14 protein-coding genes are annotated in these 18,627 nt (G+C 69.3%); 2 read left to right on the forward strand and 12 right to left on the reverse strand.

The genetic code is table 11. The features are described 5' to 3' along the window. Positions 1-265: 265 nt before the first annotated feature. The 3 genes from ABIA71_RS20185 to mgtE all read right to left on the reverse strand — a co-directional run bounded on the left by ABIA71_RS20185 (position 266) and on the right by mgtE (position 5,466). Positions 266-964: an alpha/beta fold hydrolase gene (locus tag ABIA71_RS20185; protein ID WP_354287682.1), complete on the reverse strand. Its 699-nt coding sequence runs from the start codon at positions 962-964 to the stop codon at positions 266-268. 48 nt (positions 965-1,012) lie between these two features. Then, positions 1,013-3,742 (reverse strand): bifunctional acetate--CoA ligase family protein/GNAT family N-acetyltransferase, encoded by a 2,730-nt coding sequence (locus tag ABIA71_RS20190; protein ID WP_354287684.1) that lies wholly within the window; start codon positions 3,740-3,742, stop codon positions 1,013-1,015. A 353-nt stretch (positions 3,743-4,095) separates the two neighbouring features. Then, positions 4,096-5,466, reverse strand: a complete 1,371-nt coding sequence (gene mgtE, locus ABIA71_RS20195; RefSeq protein ID WP_354287686.1) for a magnesium transporter — start codon at positions 5,464-5,466, stop codon at positions 4,096-4,098. Positions 5,467-5,797: 331 nt separating this feature from the next. Here mgtE and ABIA71_RS20200 point away from each other — a divergent pair, with 331 nt between their 5' ends. Then, the gene (locus ABIA71_RS20200; RefSeq protein WP_354287688.1) at positions 5,798-7,603 is read left to right on the forward strand and encodes a monovalent cation:proton antiporter-2 (CPA2) family protein; all 1,806 of its coding nucleotides are present in this window, start codon (positions 5,798-5,800) and stop codon (positions 7,601-7,603) included. Between the two features lie 419 nt (positions 7,604-8,022). Beyond that, positions 8,023-8,328: a hypothetical protein gene (locus ABIA71_RS20205; RefSeq protein ID WP_354287690.1), complete on the forward strand. Its 306-nt coding sequence runs from the start codon at positions 8,023-8,025 to the stop codon at positions 8,326-8,328. Positions 8,329-8,342: 14 nt separating this feature from the next. On the opposite strand, the gene ABIA71_RS20210 is transcribed toward ABIA71_RS20205, so the two are convergent. The 9 genes from ABIA71_RS20210 to ABIA71_RS20250 all read right to left on the reverse strand — a co-directional run bounded on the left by ABIA71_RS20210 (position 8,343) and on the right by ABIA71_RS20250 (position 18,582). Then, positions 8,343-11,681, reverse strand: a complete 3,339-nt coding sequence (locus tag ABIA71_RS20210) for an ankyrin repeat domain-containing protein (protein WP_354287692.1) — start codon at positions 11,679-11,681, stop codon at positions 8,343-8,345. Then, positions 11,674-11,940, reverse strand: a complete 267-nt coding sequence (locus tag ABIA71_RS20215) for a YcgL domain-containing protein (RefSeq protein ID WP_128096105.1) — start codon at positions 11,938-11,940, stop codon at positions 11,674-11,676. The genes ABIA71_RS20210 and ABIA71_RS20215 overlap by 8 nt, the downstream gene beginning before the upstream one ends. Before the next feature lie 735 nt (positions 11,941-12,675). Further along, positions 12,676-13,113: an excinuclease ATPase subunit gene (locus ABIA71_RS20220; protein ID WP_128096734.1), complete on the reverse strand. Its 438-nt coding sequence runs from the start codon at positions 13,111-13,113 to the stop codon at positions 12,676-12,678. A 71-nt stretch (positions 13,114-13,184) separates the two neighbouring features. Continuing rightward, positions 13,185-14,426 carry a beta-ketoacyl-ACP synthase gene (locus tag ABIA71_RS20225; protein WP_354287694.1) on the reverse strand — a complete coding sequence of 414 codons (1,242 nt, stop codon included), beginning with the start codon at positions 14,424-14,426 and terminating at the stop codon, positions 13,185-13,187. After that, positions 14,426-15,157 carry a 3-oxoacyl-ACP reductase FabG gene (fabG, locus tag ABIA71_RS20230; RefSeq protein WP_038685546.1) on the reverse strand — a complete coding sequence of 244 codons (732 nt, stop codon included), beginning with the start codon at positions 15,155-15,157 and terminating at the stop codon, positions 14,426-14,428. The genes ABIA71_RS20225 and fabG overlap by 1 nt, the downstream gene beginning before the upstream one ends. Beyond that, on the reverse strand, positions 15,154-15,609 hold the full coding sequence (locus ABIA71_RS20235; protein WP_128096732.1) for a hotdog family protein: 456 nt from the start codon (positions 15,607-15,609) through the stop codon (positions 15,154-15,156). Before ABIA71_RS20235 ends, fabG begins: the two co-directional genes overlap by 4 nt. A 2-nt stretch (positions 15,610-15,611) precedes the next feature. Continuing rightward, complete coding sequence (locus tag ABIA71_RS20240) at positions 15,612-16,805, reverse strand: beta-ketoacyl-[acyl-carrier-protein] synthase family protein (protein WP_354287696.1); 1,194 nt, start codon at positions 16,803-16,805, stop codon at positions 15,612-15,614. Continuing rightward, a complete protein-coding gene (locus tag ABIA71_RS20245; protein WP_354287698.1) occupies positions 16,802-17,353 on the reverse strand; it encodes a DUF3261 domain-containing protein in 552 nt (183 codons plus the stop codon). Before ABIA71_RS20245 ends, ABIA71_RS20240 begins: the two co-directional genes overlap by 4 nt. After that, positions 17,341-18,582, reverse strand: coding sequence for an NAD(P)/FAD-dependent oxidoreductase (locus ABIA71_RS20250; RefSeq protein ID WP_354287700.1), 1,242 nt, complete (start codon positions 18,580-18,582; stop codon positions 17,341-17,343). The genes ABIA71_RS20245 and ABIA71_RS20250 overlap by 13 nt, the downstream gene beginning before the upstream one ends. Positions 18,583-18,627: the final 45 nt, after the last annotated feature.

Here is an 18,627-nt window from a genome sequence, read left to right on the forward strand (position 1 = left end):
CGGCAGTCGATCGGGATGCGACCCTACCGGGGTCGCTTTCCCGGTGTTGCTCATCCGCACCTTCTGACCGTCCTCCGGATGTAACCGGCGGTAGGGTCGGATCCCGATCGACCGCCGACCGTGTGGATCAGCGCGGCGAACGCATGACCCTGGCCGAAGCACGTACCTAGATGCGGGTCATGCCAATACCGAACGTGGCGCGTTTCACGGCAGTCGATCCGGATGCGACCCTACCGGGAGCAGCGGGCGCGGCGACAGTGGCGGATCAGGCCTGCAACCACGCGCGCATCGCCGCGCTCACCTCGTCCGGTTTCTCCATCGGTGCCAGGTGCCCGCAATCGGGCAGCACCACCAGCGTTGAACCCGGCACCAGCGCATGCATTTCCTCGCTGATCGGCAGCGGGGTAATGCGGTCGTTGGCACCGCACACAATCAACAGCGGATCGCGGTAGCCGGCCAGCACGTCGCGGCCGTCGCCGCGTTCCAGCGCGCTCTGGCGCAGGAATACCTCGGCACCCAGCCGCGCGGTCATGTCGCGCACGCGCTGCACCAGCACGTAGTCATCCAGCCGCGAGGCGTCGATGTAACTGCGCATCAGTTTGTCGCCAAAGCCGTGGAAGGTGCCGGGCAGGCGCACGCTGGCGCGCTGCGACTGGCGCTGGGCGGCACGCTCGGGCGAGTCGGCGTGGATCGAAGTGTCGATCAATGCGAGCCGCAGCACCCGCTCCGGTGCGGTGCGCAGAATCTGCTGGGCGACGAAGCCGCCAAGCGAGAAGCCGGCCAGCGCGAAACGTGCCGGTGCCTGCGCCAGCACGTCGTCGACCACGGCCTGCATCGTCTCGCCACGGGTCTGGTCGCCCACGGTGCAGTCGGCGATATCGGACAGGTCGGCGACCTGCGCGCGCCAGAGTTCAGCGTCGTTGAGCAGGCCGGGGAGCAGCAACAGGGGAAGGCGGTCGGTCATGCGCCTATTGTCGCCGCGCCAGCGTGCACGGTCCGTGCCGCCAACGGCTCAGTGCGTTGCGGTATCTGGCGCGTCCGGCACCTTCACCTCCTGCACCGGCAGCGTCACCACCATCACCGTGGAGTCGTCCGGGTCCAGCCTGGTCTTGAAGCCCAGGCTCTGGCACATCGCCAGCATGGTGCTGTTCTCGCGCAGCACCTGGCCTTCGACGATGTTCAGGCCCAGCCACTTGGCGTACTCGATCATGATGGCCATCAGCCGCCAGCCGATGCCGTGACCCTTCAGGTCCGAGCGGATCAGGATGCCGTACTCGCCGCGGTCGTAGTCGGCGTCGGCGTGCAGGCGCACCGCGCCGAGCATGTCGCCGCTGCGCGGGTCGATGGCCACCAGCGCAATCGAACGGGCGTAGTCGAGCTGGGTCAGTCGCGCAATGAATTCGTGGCTGAAGTGCTTCACCGACTGGAAGAAGCGCAGGCGCAGGTCGTCGTCGGTGACGCGGGCGAAGAACGCGCGGAACAGCGCGTCGTCTTCCGGCCGTACCGGGCGCACGAAGGCCGGCGCACCGTCGGACAGGGTGATGGTGCGCTCCCATTCCTTGGGATACGGGAACACCGCAAAGCGCGGATGGCCGCGGCCCTTGTGCAGTTTGCGCGAGGGCGCGATGGCCACGCGTGCATCGAGCGCGATCACCCCGTCACGGTCGGCAAGCAGCGGGTTGATGTCCAGGCTGCGGATCTCGGGAATGTCGGCGGCCAGCTGCGCCAGCTTGACCAGGATCAGCGCCACCGCGCGCTCGTCGGCGGCCGGCACGTCGCGGTAGGCCTTGAGGATGCGCGAGACGCGGGTGCGGCCGATCAGCTCGTGCGACAGGCGCAGGTCCAGCGGGGGCAGTGCAAGCGCCTTGTCGTCGATCACTTCGACAGCAGTACCGCCGCGGCCGAACACGATCACCGGGCCGAAGGTCGGGTCGTCGGCGATGCCGGCGATCAGCTCGCGCGCCTTGGGGCGCACGATGGTGGGCTGCACCAGCACCCCGTCGATGCGCGCGTCCGGGCGCTTCTCATGCGCGCGCGCGATGATCGAGGTGGCCGCCGCATGCACCGCCTGCAGCGAGCCGAGGTTGAGGCGCACGCCGTCCACGTCGGACTTGTGCGGGATGTCGGCGGAAAACACCTTCACCGCCACGGTGGCGCCCTGCTCCAGTAGCGGCTGCGCCAGTTCCATGGCCTCGCGCGCGTCGCGTGCCTGCATCACCGGCGCCGACGGAATGCCATAGGCGGTGAGCAGCTGGTGGGTGGCGATCGGGTCGAGCCACTGCTGGCCGGCCGCCAGCGCAGTTTCGACCAGCGCGCGTGCGGTGGTGGTATCGACGACGAAATCTTCGGGCAGGCTGGGTGGGGTTTCCATCAGCGCGGCCTGCGCGTCGCGGTAACGCACCAGGTGCTGGAAGCCGCGCACGGCCTCGGCTTCGGTGGGATAGGTGGGCACGCGCGCGGCGTTGAGCGTGGCGGTGGCGCGGTCGTCGTTGCCGAGCCAGACCGCGAACACGGGTTTGTCGCGGTGGTGGCGCGGGCGCAGGCCGAGGGTGCGGGTGAGTGCCTGGGCGGCGTCGGCCGAGGAGGTGAACGCGGTGGGCACGTTGACCACCAGCACCGCATCGTTTTCGCTGTCGGACATCAACGCGTCGATGGCGGCGGCATAGCGTTCGCCATCGGCGTCGACCACGATGTCGACCGGGTTGCTGCGCGACCAGCCCTGCGGCAGCACGCTGTCCAGCTGCGCCACGGTGGCCGGCGACAGTTCGGCCAGGCTGCCGCGCAGGGCCAGCAGCTGGTCCACGGCCAGGCGCCCTACCCCGCCGCCGTTGCTGAGGATGGCCAGTCGGCGGCCGGGGAAGGTACCGAGGCGGCCAAGGGTTTCGGCGGCGGTGAACAGTTCGTCCAGTGCCCCCACGCGCAGCAGGCCGGCGCGGTTGAAGGCGGCACCGTACACGGCGTCGGCGCTGGCCAGCGCTTGCACGTGGGTGTCGGCATCGGGGTTGATGCGGATGTGGCGGCCGGATTTGACCACCACCACCGGCTTGGCGCGCGCGGCGGCACGCGCGGCCGACATGAACTTGCGGGCGTCGCCGATGTGTTCGACGTAGAGCAGGATGGCGCGGGTGCGGTAGTCGGTGGCGAAGTAGTCGAGCAGGTCGCCGAAGTCGACGTCGAGGGTGTCGCCGAGCGAGACGACCGCGGAGAAGCCGACCGAGCGCGCGACGCCCCATTCGACCAGGGCGGCGGCGATGGCGCTGGATTCGGAGATCAGTGCCAGGTCGCCGGCCTGCGGGAAGTGCGCGGCAATGCTGGCGTTCAAGCGCGCGTGCGGGGCGATGACGCCCAGGCAGTGCGGGCCGAGGATGCGCAGGCCTTTGGCGCGGGCGGCGGTTTCCACCTGCTCGGCAAGCGAGCCGGGGCCCTGGCCGAGGTTGGCGGTGAGGATGATGGCGGCGGCCACGCCGCGTTCGGCGGCGGTGGCCACGACCTGGGGGACGATGCTGGCCGGCGCGGTGATGACGACCAGTTCGGGGACCCAGTCGAGGTCCTTGAGGCGTTTGACGGTGCGGATGCCGTCGATGTCACTGTAGCGGGGGTTGATCCAGGCCACCTTGCCGGGGAAGCCGGTGCTGCGCAGGTTGCGCATGACGGCGCGGCCGGCGGAGCGTTCGCGCGGGCTGCCGCCGATGACGGCAACCGATTGCGGGCGGAAGACGGATTGCAGGTGGTAGGTGCTCATGGGGCCGATCAGTCACCGGTACATGGGATGACACGGTACACGGGTGCGGTGGTGGGTGGGATGATCTGGCGCAAGGTCCAGAGCACGGCCAAAGCAAGTCCAGAGCTGGTCTACCGTTGTTCGCTTTCCATGTAGGGCGCGAGGCGGCAGGCCCAACCGGAACACGCCGTGAACCCGTCCCTGGGGGCTCGTGTACGGCATCCATGCCGTACAACGGTTCCGGTTGGGCCTGCCGCCTCACACCTGGACGGGTTGCTTCATCGGACACGAGAGCCTTTGCCCGGTCGGGACTCGCACACGGAAACCATCCCCGGTAGAGCCACGCCATGCGTGGCTGACTCTCACCGCATCGGCTACAACAACGTGCCGCGCAGGATCATCGCGGCGATGCTGAAGTAGATGACCAGGCCGGTGACGTCCACGAGGGTGGCGACGAACGGGGCCGAGGCGCTGGCGGGGTCGAAGCCGAGGCGTTTGAGGATGAAGGGCAGCATCGAGCCGGACAGCGAGCCGAAGGTGACGATGCCCACCAGCGCCGCGCCGATGGTGAGGGCGAGCAGCTGCCAGTGCTGGCCGTAATCGTGCAGGCCGAGCAGCTGCCAGGAGACGATGCGGATCATCGCCAGCACGCCCAGGATGGCGCCGAGGGTGAGGCCGGTGGGGATTTCGCGCAGGGCCACTTTCCACCAGTCGCGCAGGCGCAGTTCGCGCAGGGCCAGGCTGCGGATCAGCAGGGAGGTGGCCTGGGAGCCGGAGTTGCCGCCCGAGCTCATGATCAGCGGGATGAACAGGGTGAGCACGACCGCGCGGGCCAGCTCGTCCTCGTAGTGCTGCATGGCGCTGGCGGTGAGCATTTCGCCCAGGAACAACACGCTGAGCCAGCCGGCGCGCTTGCGGATCATGCCGAAGAAGCCGATCTGCATGTACGGCTTTTCCAGCGCTTCCATGCCGCCGAACTTGTGCGCGTCTTCGGTGGATTCCTCGATGAGGGCATCCAGGATGTCGTCCACGGTGACGATGCCGAGCACGTGCTGGGCCGGGTCCACCACGGGGATGGCGAGCAGGTCGTGGCGGCGGATAAGCTGGGCCACTTCTTCCTGGTCGAGCATGGCATCGACGGTGACCGGCGGGTTGGTCTGGGCCACGTCGAGGATGGGCTCGTCGGGCAGGCCGGTGATCAGGCGGCGCATGGTCACCACCTGCACCAGGGTGCGGGTGTGCGGGTCGAGCACGTAGATGGCGTAGACGGTTTCGCGGGTGCGCTCGACTTCGCGGATGTGCTGCAGGGTGCGGCCGACGGTCCAGTTGGCCGGCACGCTGACGAACTCGGTGGTCATCAGCGCACCGGCGGTGTGCGCGGGGTAGCTGAGCAACTGCTGGATGGACTGGCGGGCGTCGGCGCTGAGCAGCGGGATCAGGCGCGCGCGGTCGTCCTCGTCCAGCTCATGGACGATGTCGGTGGCACGGTCGTCGGCCATCAGGCCCAGCAGCGCGGCGGCACGGGCCACCGGCAGCAGCGCCACCAGGTCGCCACTGCGGTTGAGCTCGGGCTGTTCGAGCATCTTCACCGCGCGCGGCAACGGCAAGGCCGCCAGGGTGTCGGCGGCGCGCGACAGCTCCAGGGTATTGAGGAATTCCACCGCGTCGGCGGTGTTGAAGCTGGCCAGGGGTGCGCTCAGGGCGGCGGCATCGGCCACCGGGCGCAGCAGGTCTTTCTGGTTCATCGGGTTCGCCTGTGGGGATCGCCATGCGCGACGCCAGCGGTGGCGAACCGTCCCTCGTCAGGCGGTGGCCATCACTGGCGTCGAGCAAGGTCGACTTCTACTGTCGCTGGACATCGGTTCGGGGACTCCGCAAGGGTGTACTGCCGGACGTGCCGGCAGCGGCGGGCAGTCTGGACCCGGGCGCCGGGCGGGTCAACCCGGGCGCCGCTGCCGCGTTGGGCTGCGATTGACGTTGGGCCAACGTGCGCGTCGCATAATGGGCGGCGGCCGTGGGCCGTGATGCCCTTTCCCTCGATGTTGCCCGGCGACGATCCCATGAGCAGGTCCTTCCATGCATAGCGGCGCGCTTGAGCTGGCCCTGGTGCTGCTGCTGGCAGCGGTGATCGCCGTGCCGGTGTTCAAGAAGCTGGGCTTCGGCGCGGTGCTGGGCTACCTGGCCGCAGGCGTGGTGCTGGGCCCGGACGGGCTGGGCTTCGTGCAGGACGCCGACCGCATCCTGGGCGCGGCCGAAATCGGCGTGGTGATGCTGCTGTTCGTGATCGGGCTGGAGCTGTCCCCGGCGCGCCTGAAGGTGATGCGGCGCTCGGTGTTTGGCGCCGGCGCGCTGCAGGTGGCGCTGAGCGCACTGGTGTTGGGCAGCCTGCTGCTGCTCGACCACTTCCAGTGGAAGAGCGCGCTGATCGTGGGCATTGCCCTTGCGCTGTCGTCCACCGCGGTGGGCCTGCAGCTGCTGTCCGAGCACAAGGCGATCAACAGCGACTACGGCCGGCTGGGCTTTGCCATCCTGCTGTTCCAGGACCTGATCGCCATTCCCCTGCTGGCGGCGATTCCGCTGCTGGGCGGGGCCAAGAACGACACCCTGCAATGGAGCGACGTGGCCGTGGCGCTGGGCGCGCTGGCGGTGGTGATCCTGTGCGGGCGGCCGGTGCTGCGCCGGCTGTTCAACATCATCGCGCGCACGCGCAGCCCGGAAGTGTTCACCGCGATGGCGCTGCTGGTGGTGCTGGGCACGGCGTGGTTCATGCAGGAGGCCGGGCTGAGCCCCAGCCTGGGCGCGTTCCTGGCCGGCGTGCTGCTGTCCGATTCGGAATTCCGCCACGAGCTGGAATCGCAGATCGAACCGTTCAAGGGGCTGCTGCTGGGGCTGTTCTTCATCGCGGTGGGCATGGGCATCGACCTGGACCGCATCGTGGCCGAGCCGGCGATGATCGCCGCGGGCGTGGCGATCCTGCTGCTGGTGAAGTTCGGCCTGCTGTTCGGCATCGGCAAGCTCGCCAAGCTGCGCACCCGACATGCAGTGATGCTGGGCAGCGTGCTGTGGCTGGGCGGCGAGTTCGCCTTCGTGGTGTTCAACGAGGCGCAGCGCGCGCACCTGCTGGGCAGTGCCAACCACGACCGGCTGGTGGCGATCGTGGGCCTGTCGATGGCCATCACCCCGCTGCTGATGATCGCGCTGCTGCGCCTGCTGGGCCACGAGGACGCGCCAAAGGGCAACGCGCCGCCGGCCGACACCGTCGACACCGGCGGCACCCAGCCGCAGGTGATGATCGCCGGCATGGGCCGCTTCGGCCAGGTGGTGGCGCGCCTGCTGACCGCACAGAAGATTCCGTTCGTGGCGCTGGAGTCGAACCCGGACACGGTGTCGGACCTGCGCCGGTTCGGCAACAAGCTGTACTACGGCGACCCGACCCGGCCGGAGATGCTGCGCGCCGCCGGTGGCGAACACATCCGCGTGTACGTGGTGACGCTGGACGACCCGGACGCCAACATGCGCGCCACGCGGCTGATCCGGCGCATGTACCCCGATGCGGTGGTGCTGGTGCGGGCGCGCAACCGCCAGCATGCGTGGCGCTTGATGGACATGTCGGCCGAGCCGTTCCGCGAAGTGTTCGGCACCAGCCTGGAGCTGAGCGAGCGCATGCTGATCGCGCTGGGCATCCCGGCCGATACCGCGCACAGCCACGTGCAGCGCTTCCGCGAGCACGACGAGAAACTGCTGCGCGACCAGTACCTGGTGTACGACGACGAGGCCGCGGTGATCCAGACCTCGCGCGATGCGCGGGCCGATCTGATGCATCTGTTCGAGGCCGATGCCGAGCGCGACGCAAAGACGGACGCATCCGACCGGCGCGGTTGACGCCACCTCCGTAGCGCCGGGCTCTGCCCGGCAACCGCGTGCAGCGGCTGAAAACCCCACCGCCCTTTGCGGAACGTACCGAGGCGCTGACGGGCGGATCACCGCTCTCTGGGCAGGACCGGTTGGATCACGCTGCATGGGCCCGGCAGCCACGAGGCCACTGTCCATGCCCCAGAAAGAACTTACCCCGGCCGCGTGCCAATGGCAGAGACGGTACCGGGGTTAGCCGGGCAAGGTTAGCGTCGCGATGCCACTGCATCAAGCGCCGCACCAGAAATTTTCTGAATGAACGCGGCGACTGTTGAAAGACTCGCTGAATGGAATTCCGACGAGCGCATGCGTCGCTATCTGACCTGGGCCGGTCAATGCAGCGACCGTGCGGCCTCCCTATCTCGCACCTGACTTTTGGATTCTGGACGATGATGTTCAACAAGGAAAACGAGGTGCTATGGCAGCAGACACTGCACCGGATTTCGGCAGACCCCGTTGGGCGTGGACTTCGACGCAAACAGTTTTCCACGCCGCTGGTGCGGATCCGACACCTTCGCAACCGCATCGCGCACCACGAGCCGATCCTGCACTGGCCCTTGCAGCAGCATCATGCGGACATGATGCAACTGATGGAATGGATCGCGCCCGGGGACGCAAGGTGGTGCCGCACGCATGACCGCTTTCCATCGCTTGTGGCCCGATGGTCACATCAGTTGCCGCGCAGCACCGCGTAGGGGTTGTCGACAGATCAGCCGTTATCGCGCAGGAACCGCGCCATCGAAGACACGCCGGGGACGCGCGGTGCGAACTCGCCGGCCACGTCGATGAAGCCGCGCATGACCGCAATTTCGCGCGGGTTGCGGTTGAGCGCATCGCGCACGTCCGGGTCGGCACCGGCACGCATCAGGCGCTGCACCAGCAACGGCAGGCCGTGCAGGGCCGCCAGGTGCAGCGGACCGAACCCGCGCGGATCGCGCACGTCCAGCGACACGTCCTCGTCGAGCAGGCGTTCCACCGCCGCCAGCACCACCTGTTCGTCGCAGGCGGTACCCGGTTCGGCACGCGCGCCCAGCAGCAACAGCAGCGGCGTGACCGAGCCTGCGGCGGCCTGGTCCGGTTCTGCACCGGCCAGCAGCAGGGTGTCCAGCAGGGCGAGCAGGCGCGAGCGGTCGCGCGCACTGAACCCGTACAGCGCCGCGCAATGCAGCGGGCCCAGCTGCTGCGCGTCGCCGGCGTGCACGTTGGCGCCGGCGGTGAGCAGGCGCGCAACGATGTCGGGCAGGCCCAGCGCAGAGGCCAGCATCAGCACGGTGACACCGCCCGGCAGGCGATATTCCAGTTCGGCACCCGCGTCGAGCAGCGCCGACACGATGTCGATCTGGCGCATGCTGACCGCTGCCGACAACGGCGTGGCGCCACTGGCCGCCGCGTGCTGCGGGTTGGCACCGCGCGCCAGCAGCAGGTCGACCACGGCGAGGTGACCACCGCCGGCTGCACGCAGCAGGGCGGTACAGCCTTGGGCGTCCACCACATCCACCGCAAACCCCAGGTCGATCAGGCGACGCACTGCATCGGCGTCGCCGGACATGGCCGCCGCCGGCAGGTCGGCGTCACGCAGGACACGGCGCGGCAAGGGCCACACCCGCCAGTCCAGCCAATCGGCCAGGTCACGGCGACCGATCGACAACGCCACGCCCAGCGGCGTCTGGCCATCGGCCGCACGCGCTTCCGGCGAGGCACCCTGCTGTACCAGCAGTTTCAGCGAGCCTTCGCGGGCCAACGCCGTGGCCAGGTGCAGCGCGGTCATGCCATGGCTGTCGCGGGCCTCACGGTCCACGCCCAGCACCAGCAGCGCGTGCTGCAGCCGCAACCAGCCCAGCCGCACGGCCAGTGACAGCGGCGGATCGCCCGCCGGTGAGGGCGCAAACGGATCGGCACCGCGCTCCAGCAGTTCCAGGGCCAGCTGTTCCAGGCCCCGCGAGGCGTGGTCGTGCTGGGCGCAGGCGCTGAGCAGGCGCGCCAGGCCACCGCGACCGGCCGGTGACAGGCCACGCCGCAGCAGCACCTGCAGGGCAGGCACCGCATCGATGCCACGCGCGAGCAAGGCAAACATGGGCGTATCGCCACAGGCGTCCAGCACCTCCGGTGCGGCGCCATGCGCCAGCAACCAGTCCACGGCCTGCGGGTCCAGTGCCAGTTCGGCGTCGTGCAACAGGCCGCCCAGTTCCTGCGGATCGCACAGGCGGGCCAACGCGACCATGCCCTCGAAATTGCCGAATCCCAGCGCTTCGCGCAGCAGGTCCAGCGGCGGGCGGTCCGGCAGGGTCGAGGTGGCCAGGGCGGCGTCGCCCTCGGCGGCGGTCAGGCCGTCGGTGACCGAGGCCGGCAACGGGTACGTGCGATCGAGCAGCGAGACGATGGTCCAGCGGCCGGCGCTGGCGGCGATGTCGACGGCGCGGCGGCCCTGCGGATCGGGCACGTCGGCGGCGATGCCCAGTTCCAGCAGGCGACGCACCAGCAGCGGCGACACGCTGTCGGCCATGCAGGCCAGCAGTACCGCGTTGCGCCCTTCCAGGTCGACCGCGTTGAGGTCGGGCTTGTGCGGCAGCAGGTGTTCGATCACGGCGGCACGGCCACCGCGGGCGGCTTCCAGCCACGGCGTGCGCGACAGGGCGTCGCGCGATTCCAGATTGGCGCCAGCGGCCAGCAGGACGTCGATGATGTCGACATGGCCGGCCAGGGCGGCTTCGTGCAGGGCGCTGCGGCGCTGGCGGTCGCGCGCGTCGGCGCGGGCCTTGTGCTTGAGCAGCAGCTGCACGCCGGCCGGATCGTCTTCTTCGGTGCCGGCGGCGGCCAGCAGGACGGGCGTGCCGTCGGCTGGTTCGGTCTTGGCGCCGCGCTCGAGCAGGAACCGCGCCAGGCGCCAGTTGCCGACCTGGCAGGCCACGGCCAGCGGCGACCAGCTGTCGTTGTTGAGCGCATCCACTTCGGCGGCGGCATCGCGCAGCAGCGCGGCCACGCCCGGGTCGGAACTGCGTGCGGCGTGGTGCAACGGGGTGTTGCCGTCGCTGTCGACGGCGCGCGAATCGGCGCCGTTGGCCAGCAGGGTCATGACGGCTTCGGGGCGGCCGTGCCAGCTGTCGCGGGTGGCGGCGAGCAAGGGGGTCATGCCGCGATGCGGGGCGTTGACGTCGACGCCGCGCGCGATCAGTTCGCGCAGCAGACGCAGGTCGGGCAGCACGGCGGCGAGCACGGGCAGGTTGCGTTGGTCGCGCCAGGCCGGGTCGGGCGGGCCGTGCGGGTCGGCACCGGCGGCAAGCAGCTGGAGGGCGCGGTCGACGCGGCCGCTGCGGGCGGCATCGTACAAGGCAGGCAGGTGTTCGTGCGTGCCCAGCGGCTCCAGTGGCTGGGGTTCGGCGGCGTGCGCGGCGAAGGCATGGGCCGCGTCGTTGTCGAGGTCGGCCTGGCCACGCGCGGCCAGGGGGGCGGCGGGGGTGATGGCCTGCAGCAGCAGGTGCGCCAGCGGTGAGAGGACGACGATGGCGAGGGTGAGCGGCCAGCGCAGCGCATCGGAGACCAGGCCCGGCCAGGCGGGCAGTACCACCAGGGCGCAGACCACGACGACGAGGGCGGCGACGGCCAGGCCACGCCAGGCGCTCAGGTCACGGCCGGACAGGGCCTGCCAGTGGTGGGTGAGGCTGCCATCGGTGCGTTCGATTTCATTCCACAGCGGCCAGGTGCGCCAGACGCCGAGGAGGGCGGCGCTGACGGCGACGCTGAGGCCGAGGACGGCGGCGAGGCTGCCACTGTCATGCAGGGCGCCGAGCGGCCAGGCGACCAGTGCGGCCAGCAGGACGGGCCCGGCGACCCAGGGGGCCAGCAGTGCGGGCAGTTCCTGGCGCAGGAGCTGGGCCGGCGGGTGGATGGGGCGGGTGCGGCGCCACCAGGAGATGCCGAGGGCGAACGCTGGCTGTGCGAGGGCGACACCGAGCGCGGCCGGTACGCCGCCGAGTGCGGCGGCGAGGGCCAGGAGGACGCCGGCGGCCAGGGCGATGGCGGTGGCGCGGCTGCGCAGGGCGTCAGTCATCGCGGCGCGGTACGCGCACGGGGGCGACCAGCGGCGGGGGCATCTGCAGGTGGAAGCCGCGTTCGGCGAGGTTGGCGCGCACTTGCGCGGCGTCGGCCAGGGCGAGGCGACGGTCGGGGGTCAGGGCGACTTCAAGGACGAATGCGAACGGCGCCAGGCTGGCCTTCAACGCGTCGGGTACGGCGTTGAAGTCATCACGGACGGCGAGGTAGACGTAAGTGTCCTGCTTGCGTTGGCTTTTGTAGACGTAGGCTTGCATTGCCCGCGGGGCTTGGCCCTGGCAGTAGATACGATGATTGTGGAGTAAAGCAGGCAAGGGGGAAAGCCGCGAGCGGGCTTAACTGACGGTTTGATGGCGCGCGGCAGATTCAGGTTCATCAATGTCGCGGGGTTGTTCAGGTGGGTTTGGCCGGTTTTTTTGAAGCCAGAGCGTTGGAACTGGAGCAGAAGCTGGATCAAAAGCGGTGCCGTCCTTTTTGGGGGAGCGCTGGGGACGGTGGGTATCCGGGGCACGCTGCAAGTACGTCCGTGTAAGCTCCGTCGCCGCATCCATGCGGCTCAGGGCCCCGGATACCCACCGTCCCCAACGCTTCCAGAAATTTCTGGTGCTTTTGGAGAGCAGGGCAACAGCAGGAGCCGGAGCGGGTGCACCGGTTTTCGTTGGGGGGAGGAAGAGCTGCCGAGCGTGGCTCGGCACTACCGCGGGTTGCGCGCGGCCTTGGGTGAGGTGGCGCTTGGCCTTTGCCGTTCCATGCGAACCGACACACTGTCCTAGGGCAGGCCTGTGTGGGTTGCCGGGGCCGTGTGTTGCCATGGATGGCAACACCGAGCCTCCAGGGACGGATTTACGGCGTGCCCCGGAAACCCACACAGGCCTGCCCTCCCCGGCACAGGCGAGAAATCGCCGTTGCTGTAGCTGTAGCTGTAGCTGTAGCTGTCGATCGTGAAACAAGCCGCAGCCACCGCCCCGACGGAGCGATGGCTGCGAGCGGTCTTACTTGACCTTGGCGTAGGTGCCCTTGAGGGCGACACCGGCCATGAGGGTGCCGGCGTAGCACTCGTAGTTGGTGGTGCTCTTGAACTCGTTTTTCTTGTAGTAGCTGACGATGTCCACCACCGCGTTGGCGTTGCGCGACTTGGCGCCGTCCTGCAGCGCGCGCAGCGCCGACAGGGCGACCCAGCGGCAGGCTTCCTCGTCGCTCTTGTTGGCCGCGTTGGTCTTCTTGTTGGTCACGTCTTCGCCCAGGCGCTGCTGCACGTTGACCTTTTCACCGGCCAGGTAGAAGCGCACGCTGCCGTCGATGCCGGCATCACGGGCGGCCTGCGAGCTCACCAGCTCACGCAGCGATTGTTCAACACGGGTGTCACGGGCCTGGGCGGTGCTGGCGACGGCGAGCAGCGCGGTGGCGGCAATCAGGGCAAAACGACGCATTCAACTTTCTCCTTGTTGGTAGGACGCGGGGTGGTGCGGAAAACAACCGACCCGGACCCGGGTCGGGTGGATCAGGCCTGCCAGCGGCGGAAGATCAACGAAGTGTTGATGCCACCGAAGGCGAAGTTGTTGCTCATCACGTACTCGGGCTGCAGCGCACGGCCTTCGCCCTGGATGTAGTCCAGCGCGCCGCAGCGCGGGTCCACCTCGTGCAGGTTCAAGGTCGGCGCGAACCAGCCCTCCCGCATCATCTCGATGGTCATCCAGGCCTCGAACGCACCGCAGGCGCCCAGCATGTGGCCGACGTAGCTCTTCAGCGAACTGATCGGCATGTCCGGGCCGAATACCTGCGCGGTGGCCTGGGTCTCGGCGATGTCGCCATGCTCGGTGGCGGTGCCGTGTGCGTTGACGTACCCGATCCGGGACGGCTCCAGGCCCGCATCGTCCAGCGCCAGCCGCATGGCCTGGGCCATGGTGTCGGCGGTGGGCTGGGTGACGTGCTGGCCGTCGCTGTTGGTGCCGTAGCCGACCACTTCAGCCAGGATCGTCGCCCCGCGCGCCTGCGCGTGTTCCAGGTCTTCCAGGATCAGCGTGCCGGCGCCCTCGCCCAGCACCAGCCCGTCGCGGTGCGCGTCGAACGGGCTCGGCGTGGTCTGCGGCGCATCGTTGCGCACGCTGGTGGCAAACAGGGTGTCGAACACCGCTGCAGCCGTGGCATCCAGCTGCTCGGCGCCCCCGGTGACCATCACCCGCTGCTTGCCGCTGCGGATCGCCTCGTAACCGGCGCCCACGCCCTGGCTGCCCGACGTACAGGCGCTGGACGTGGTGTAGACACGGCCGGACAAGCCGAAGAACACCCCGATATTGACCGGCGAGGTGTGGCTCATCATCTTCAGGTAGGTGGTGGCGCTGATGCCGTCGGTGGTGTGTTCGTGCAGCATGCGGCCAAATTCAGCGGTGGCCTCGTGGCTGCCCGACGACGAGCCATACGCCACGCCGGCCAGGCCACTGCGCAGCACCGGGTGGCCGAGCAGGCCGGCCGATTCCAGCGCCAGTTCGGTGGCGCGTACCGACATCACCGCCACCTTGCCCATGCTGCGGGTGGTCTTGCGGTTGTAGTGCGCCGGCAGGTCGTAGTCCTGCACGGGCGCGGCCAGGCGCGTGTTGAGCCCGTCGAACACTTCCCATTCGGGAATGTAGCGCACCGCGTTGACGCGCGCATGCAGGCGCTCGCGGATGCTCGGCCAGTCGTGGCCCAGCGGGCTGAGCGCGGCGGCACCGGTGACTACCACGCGACGTTCGGTTCGGCTCATCAGACCATGCCTCCATTGACCGAGATCACCTGGCGGGTGATGTAGCCGGCCGACTCGGACAGCAGGAAGGACACCGCATGGGCGACCTCGTCCGGCTGGCCCATGCGCCCGGCGGGAATCAGTTTGAGGGCGTGGTCCAGCACTTCCTGGTTGATCATGTCGGTCTCGATCAGGCCCGGGGCCACGCAGTTGACGGTGATCGCGCGGCTGGCCAGTTCCAGCGCCAGCGCCTTGGTGGCGCCGATGATGCCGGCCTTGGCCGCGCTGTAGTTGGTCTGGCCGCGGTTGCCGACCAGCCCCGACACCGAGGACAGGGTGACGATGCGGCCTGGCTTGCGCCGCCGCACCATCGGCATCACCAGCGGATGCAGCACGTTGTAGAAGCTGTCCAGGTTGGTGTGCACCACCGCGTCCCAGTCTTCGGCGGGCATCGCCGGGAACGCGCCGTCGCGGGCGATGCCGGCGTTGCAGACCACCCCGTAATAGGCGCCGTGCGCCTCCACGTCGGCCTCCAGCGCGGTACGCGCGGCGTCGCGGTCGGCCACGTCGAACATCAGCACGCGGGCCTGACGGCCCAGGGCCTGGATCTGGGCCACCACGTCCTGTGCTTCCTCGATGCGGCTGCGGCAATGCACCACCACGTCGAAGCCGTCGCGCGCGATGCGCAGCGCGATGGCGCGGCCGATGCCCCGGCTGGCGCCGGTCACCAGCACTGTGAGATTCCCTGTCATGCCTCTCCACTCTCCAGATAAGCCATCGCATCGCGTGGTTCGAACACCGATACGTTGGCAACCGCCAATTCGGTAGCGCCTGCCAGGATCCGGCAGGCGAACATGCCCAGCCCATTTTCGCCCATCAGCTCGCACTGTGCCTCTACACGCAGGCAGCTGCCGGCGGCGAAGTACGGCTGGTGCGCGGTGTAGCGGCGGGTGCCCAGCAGGAACCCGATCGAGGGCTCGCGCCCGGCCTGGCGGGCCTTGCAGCCTGCCCACGCGGCGATCGCCTGGGCCATGTATTCCACGCCCACCCAGGCCGGAACGCCCTCGGCGTGGTTGAACAGGCCCTGATGGGGAACGTCCACCTCGACCACGATCGACTCCGGCTGCCAGTCCAGCAGGCGGTCGATCAGGCGCATGCTGTCGCGGTGGGGCAGCACCTCGTCAATGTTCAGCGGCAGCTGCATGCTTATCCCTTCGCCAGGGCCAGGACGGCATTGCTGCCGCCAAAGGCGAACGAGTGGCTGAGCACGTGCTGCGGCGCCCGTGCGGCGTGGGTGCCCGGTGCCACTAGCGCCAGCGCCGGCAACGCGGCGTCGCCCTGCCCGTCCCACCAGTGGGTGGGCAGCTGCTGCTGCGGATTGTCGGCCAGCACCATCCAGCACAGGGCGGCCTCGATCGCGCCGGACGCGCCCAGGGTGTGGCCGGTCAGCGGCTTGGTCGAGCTGGCCGGCACCGTGGTGCCCAGCACCGCCGCCACGGCCTGGCTTTCCATCGCGTCGTTGTGCCCGGTGGCGGTGCCGTGCAGGTTCACGTAATCCACCTGCGAGGGCGCCCAGCCGGCCCGGTCCAGCGCCTGCTGCATGGCGTCGATCGCGCCGCGTGCCTGCGGGTCCGGAGCGGACATGTGGTGTGCGTCGGACGACTCGCCCCACCCGGCCAGGCACACCGGGCCGGGCGCGGCGGTCATCAGGAACAGCGCGGCGCCCTCGCCGATGTTGATGCCGTTGCGGTTGGCCGAGAACGGGTTGCAGCGCGCCGCCGAAACCGACTCCAGCGCGCTGAAGCCGGCCACGGTGAACCGGCACATCGAGTCGGCGCCGCCGGCCACCACCGCGTCCACCACCCCGGCGCGCAGCAGGCGCGCGGCGGCCATCAGCGCCTTGGCGCTGGACGAGCAGGCGGTGGAGATGGTCCAGGCCGGCCCGGTGCTGCCGATGCGCTCGCGCACGAACCGCGCCGATGTGCCCATTTCCTGCTGTGCGTAATCGAACCCCGGCGGCCACTGGCCGCTCTCGCGATGGCAGCGCAGCGCATTCTCCGATTCCCCGATGCCCGAGGTACTGGTGCCGATGATCACCGCCACCCGATCGGCGCCGTGGCGTGCGATCGCCGCGTCCACGGCCGGGCGGATCTGCACCAGCGCCGCTTCGAGCAGGGCGTTGTTGCGCCCGCGCAGCGCCACCGGCAGCGCGGACAGGTCCGGCAGCGGGATGGTCACTTCGCCCAGGGCCAGGGTGCGGCCGGCGATGATCTGGTCGTTGTCGCGCAGCCCGCCGGGCTGGTCGGCGAACAGGCCGGCGCGCACCTGCGCGCGGTCGCCGCCGAGCGCGCAGACCACGCCCAGGTCATTCAGATAGATCGCGCTGCTGCTACTGCTCACGGCGGTGCCTGTTCCATGTCCAACGATTCAATCACCAGTTCATAGCCTTCGGCCAGGTTGCGCAGGCGCACGCGGCCATCGGGCAGCGGTTCCAGCAGCAGCCACGCCTTGCCGGCCTGCTCCAGGCGGCGCTCGCGGCCGGCCTCGACCAGGGTCCAGCCGGCCGGCAGGGCGGCGCGGATGGCCTGCGCCGGCCACAGCGCGAACTGCAGGTCGTCCAGCACGCGCTCGCCACGCACCTGCGGCGGCAGCCACGGCGCGCGGGTCTGTTCCAGCGTGGTGCCGTCCCAGACCATGCGCACGCCGGTCTGGCCCATGGCCTGCACCGCCAGCCGCACTTGGCTGCCGTCGGCTTCCAGCAACGCATCCAGTTCGCGTTCGTGGGTGCCGAAGCGGAACTGCAGGCGCTGCTGCAGCTGCAACGGCTGCGGCAGCGCCGACGGCGCCAGCTGCAGGGTCGGCAGCTGCACCAGCGGCGCGGGCATGCGGGTGCTGGCGCAGGACGCCAGCAGCACGCACGAAAGCAACAGGACGATCAGCCGCTGCACAGTTCCTCCAGCACCCGCAGGCGGCGGCCGCTGTCATCGGCCACGTACGGGTTGTGGGTGTCCCAGGCGTAGCCGGCCAGGATCGAGGAGATCATGCGGCGCACGTCGGGCTGCTGCTCGGGGTGGTAGATGATCTTCTGGAAGCCGCCGGCGTACCAGGCTTCGACGAAACGGCGGAAGGTCTTGACGCCGGCGCGCAGCGGAATGGAGAAGTCCTTCTCCCAGTCCACGGTCTGGCCGTTGTACTCGCGGGCGATGCACGCGCTGGCCAGCTCCGCCGATTTGAAGGCAATGGTGACGCCCGAGGAGAACACCGGGTCGAGGAACTCGCCGGCGTTGCCCAGCAGCGCGTAGCCGTCGCCCCACAACGAGGACACGTTGGCCGAGTAGCCGGTGATGGTGCGCACCGGCAGCACGGCCCACTCGGCGTTGGCGAGCAGGCGGGTCAGGTTGGGGTCTTCACCGACGATGGCGCGCAGCTTGTCTTCGTCGCTGCCGGGATACTGCTCGAAGAAGCTGGGCTCGGCGACCACGCCCAGCGAGCAGCAGCCGTTGGAGAACGGGATGGTCCAGTACCACACGTCCACGTGCTCGGGATGGGTGGTGATCAGGATCTTGTTGCGGTCAAAGCCCGCGTCGGCCGGGATATGGTCGCGCACGTGGCAGAAGATCGCCCCGCGCACCGGGAAGTTCGACGGCGATTCGAGGTTCAACAGGCGCGGCAACAACCGCGCGAAGCCGCTGGCGTCGAGAATGAAGCCGGCTTCGATGGTGTACTCGCTGCCGTCGGGGCGACGCACCTGCACCCGCGCCGGGCGACCCGGCTGCACCGACAGCACTTCATCGCCAAACCGCAGCGTGGTGCCCATGCGCTCGGCACCGCGGGCCAGCACGTTGTCGAAGTCGGCGCGCTGCACCTGGTAGGTGGTGCCCCAGCCGGGCGAGAACTTGTCACGGAAGTCGAACTCGGTGCTCGCCTCGCCGCGCACGAAGGCCGCGCCGTTCTTGTACTGGAAACCGGCCTGCACCACGTCCTGCAGCAGGCCCGCCGCTTCGATGTATTCCATGCTCTGCGGCAGCAGGCTCTCGCCGATGGAGAAGCGCGGGAACTGCTGGCGCTCGATCATCAGCACCTGGCGGCCCTGCTTGCGCAGCATCGCCGCGGCGACCGAGCCGGCCGGGCCGGCACCGATCACGAGGATCTCGGTTGTTTCCACTTGCGGGTTCATCGATACATCCTTGATCAAGAAAAATGGCGGACGGGAAACGCGCGT

The organism is Stenotrophomonas sp. 2619 (assembly GCF_040548725.1).
Lineage (GTDB): Bacteria > Pseudomonadota > Gammaproteobacteria > Xanthomonadales > Xanthomonadaceae > Stenotrophomonas > Stenotrophomonas maltophilia_AP.

What these genes read in the sequence shown, in the direction of transcription:
- ABIA71_RS20185 (WP_354287682.1), bottom strand. Translation starts at nt 964, where the DNA reads ATGACCGACCGCCTTCCCCTGTTGCTGCTCCCCGGCCTGCTCAACGAC.
- ABIA71_RS20190 (WP_354287684.1), bottom strand. Translation starts at nt 3,742, where the DNA reads ATGAGCACCTACCACCTGCAATCCGTCTTCCGCCCGCAATCGGTTGCC.
- mgtE (WP_354287686.1), bottom strand. Translation starts at nt 5,466, where the DNA reads ATGAACCAGAAAGACCTGCTGCGCCCGGTGGCCGATGCCGCCGCCCTG.
- ABIA71_RS20200 (WP_354287688.1), top strand. Translation starts at nt 5,798, where the DNA reads ATGCATAGCGGCGCGCTTGAGCTGGCCCTGGTGCTGCTGCTGGCAGCG.
- ABIA71_RS20205 (WP_354287690.1), top strand. Translation starts at nt 8,023, where the DNA reads ATGATGTTCAACAAGGAAAACGAGGTGCTATGGCAGCAGACACTGCAC.
- ABIA71_RS20210 (WP_354287692.1), bottom strand. Translation starts at nt 11,681, where the DNA reads ATGACTGACGCCCTGCGCAGCCGCGCCACCGCCATCGCCCTGGCCGCC.
- ABIA71_RS20215 (WP_128096105.1), bottom strand. Translation starts at nt 11,940, where the DNA reads ATGCAAGCCTACGTCTACAAAAGCCAACGCAAGCAGGACACTTACGTC.
- ABIA71_RS20220 (WP_128096734.1), bottom strand. Translation starts at nt 13,113, where the DNA reads ATGCGTCGTTTTGCCCTGATTGCCGCCACCGCGCTGCTCGCCGTCGCC.
- ABIA71_RS20225 (WP_354287694.1), bottom strand. Translation starts at nt 14,426, where the DNA reads ATGAGCCGAACCGAACGTCGCGTGGTAGTCACCGGTGCCGCCGCGCTC.
- fabG (WP_038685546.1), bottom strand. Translation starts at nt 15,157, where the DNA reads ATGACAGGGAATCTCACAGTGCTGGTGACCGGCGCCAGCCGGGGCATC.
- ABIA71_RS20235 (WP_128096732.1), bottom strand. Translation starts at nt 15,609, where the DNA reads ATGCAGCTGCCGCTGAACATTGACGAGGTGCTGCCCCACCGCGACAGC.
- ABIA71_RS20250 (WP_354287700.1), bottom strand. Translation starts at nt 18,582, where the DNA reads ATGAACCCGCAAGTGGAAACAACCGAGATCCTCGTGATCGGTGCCGGC.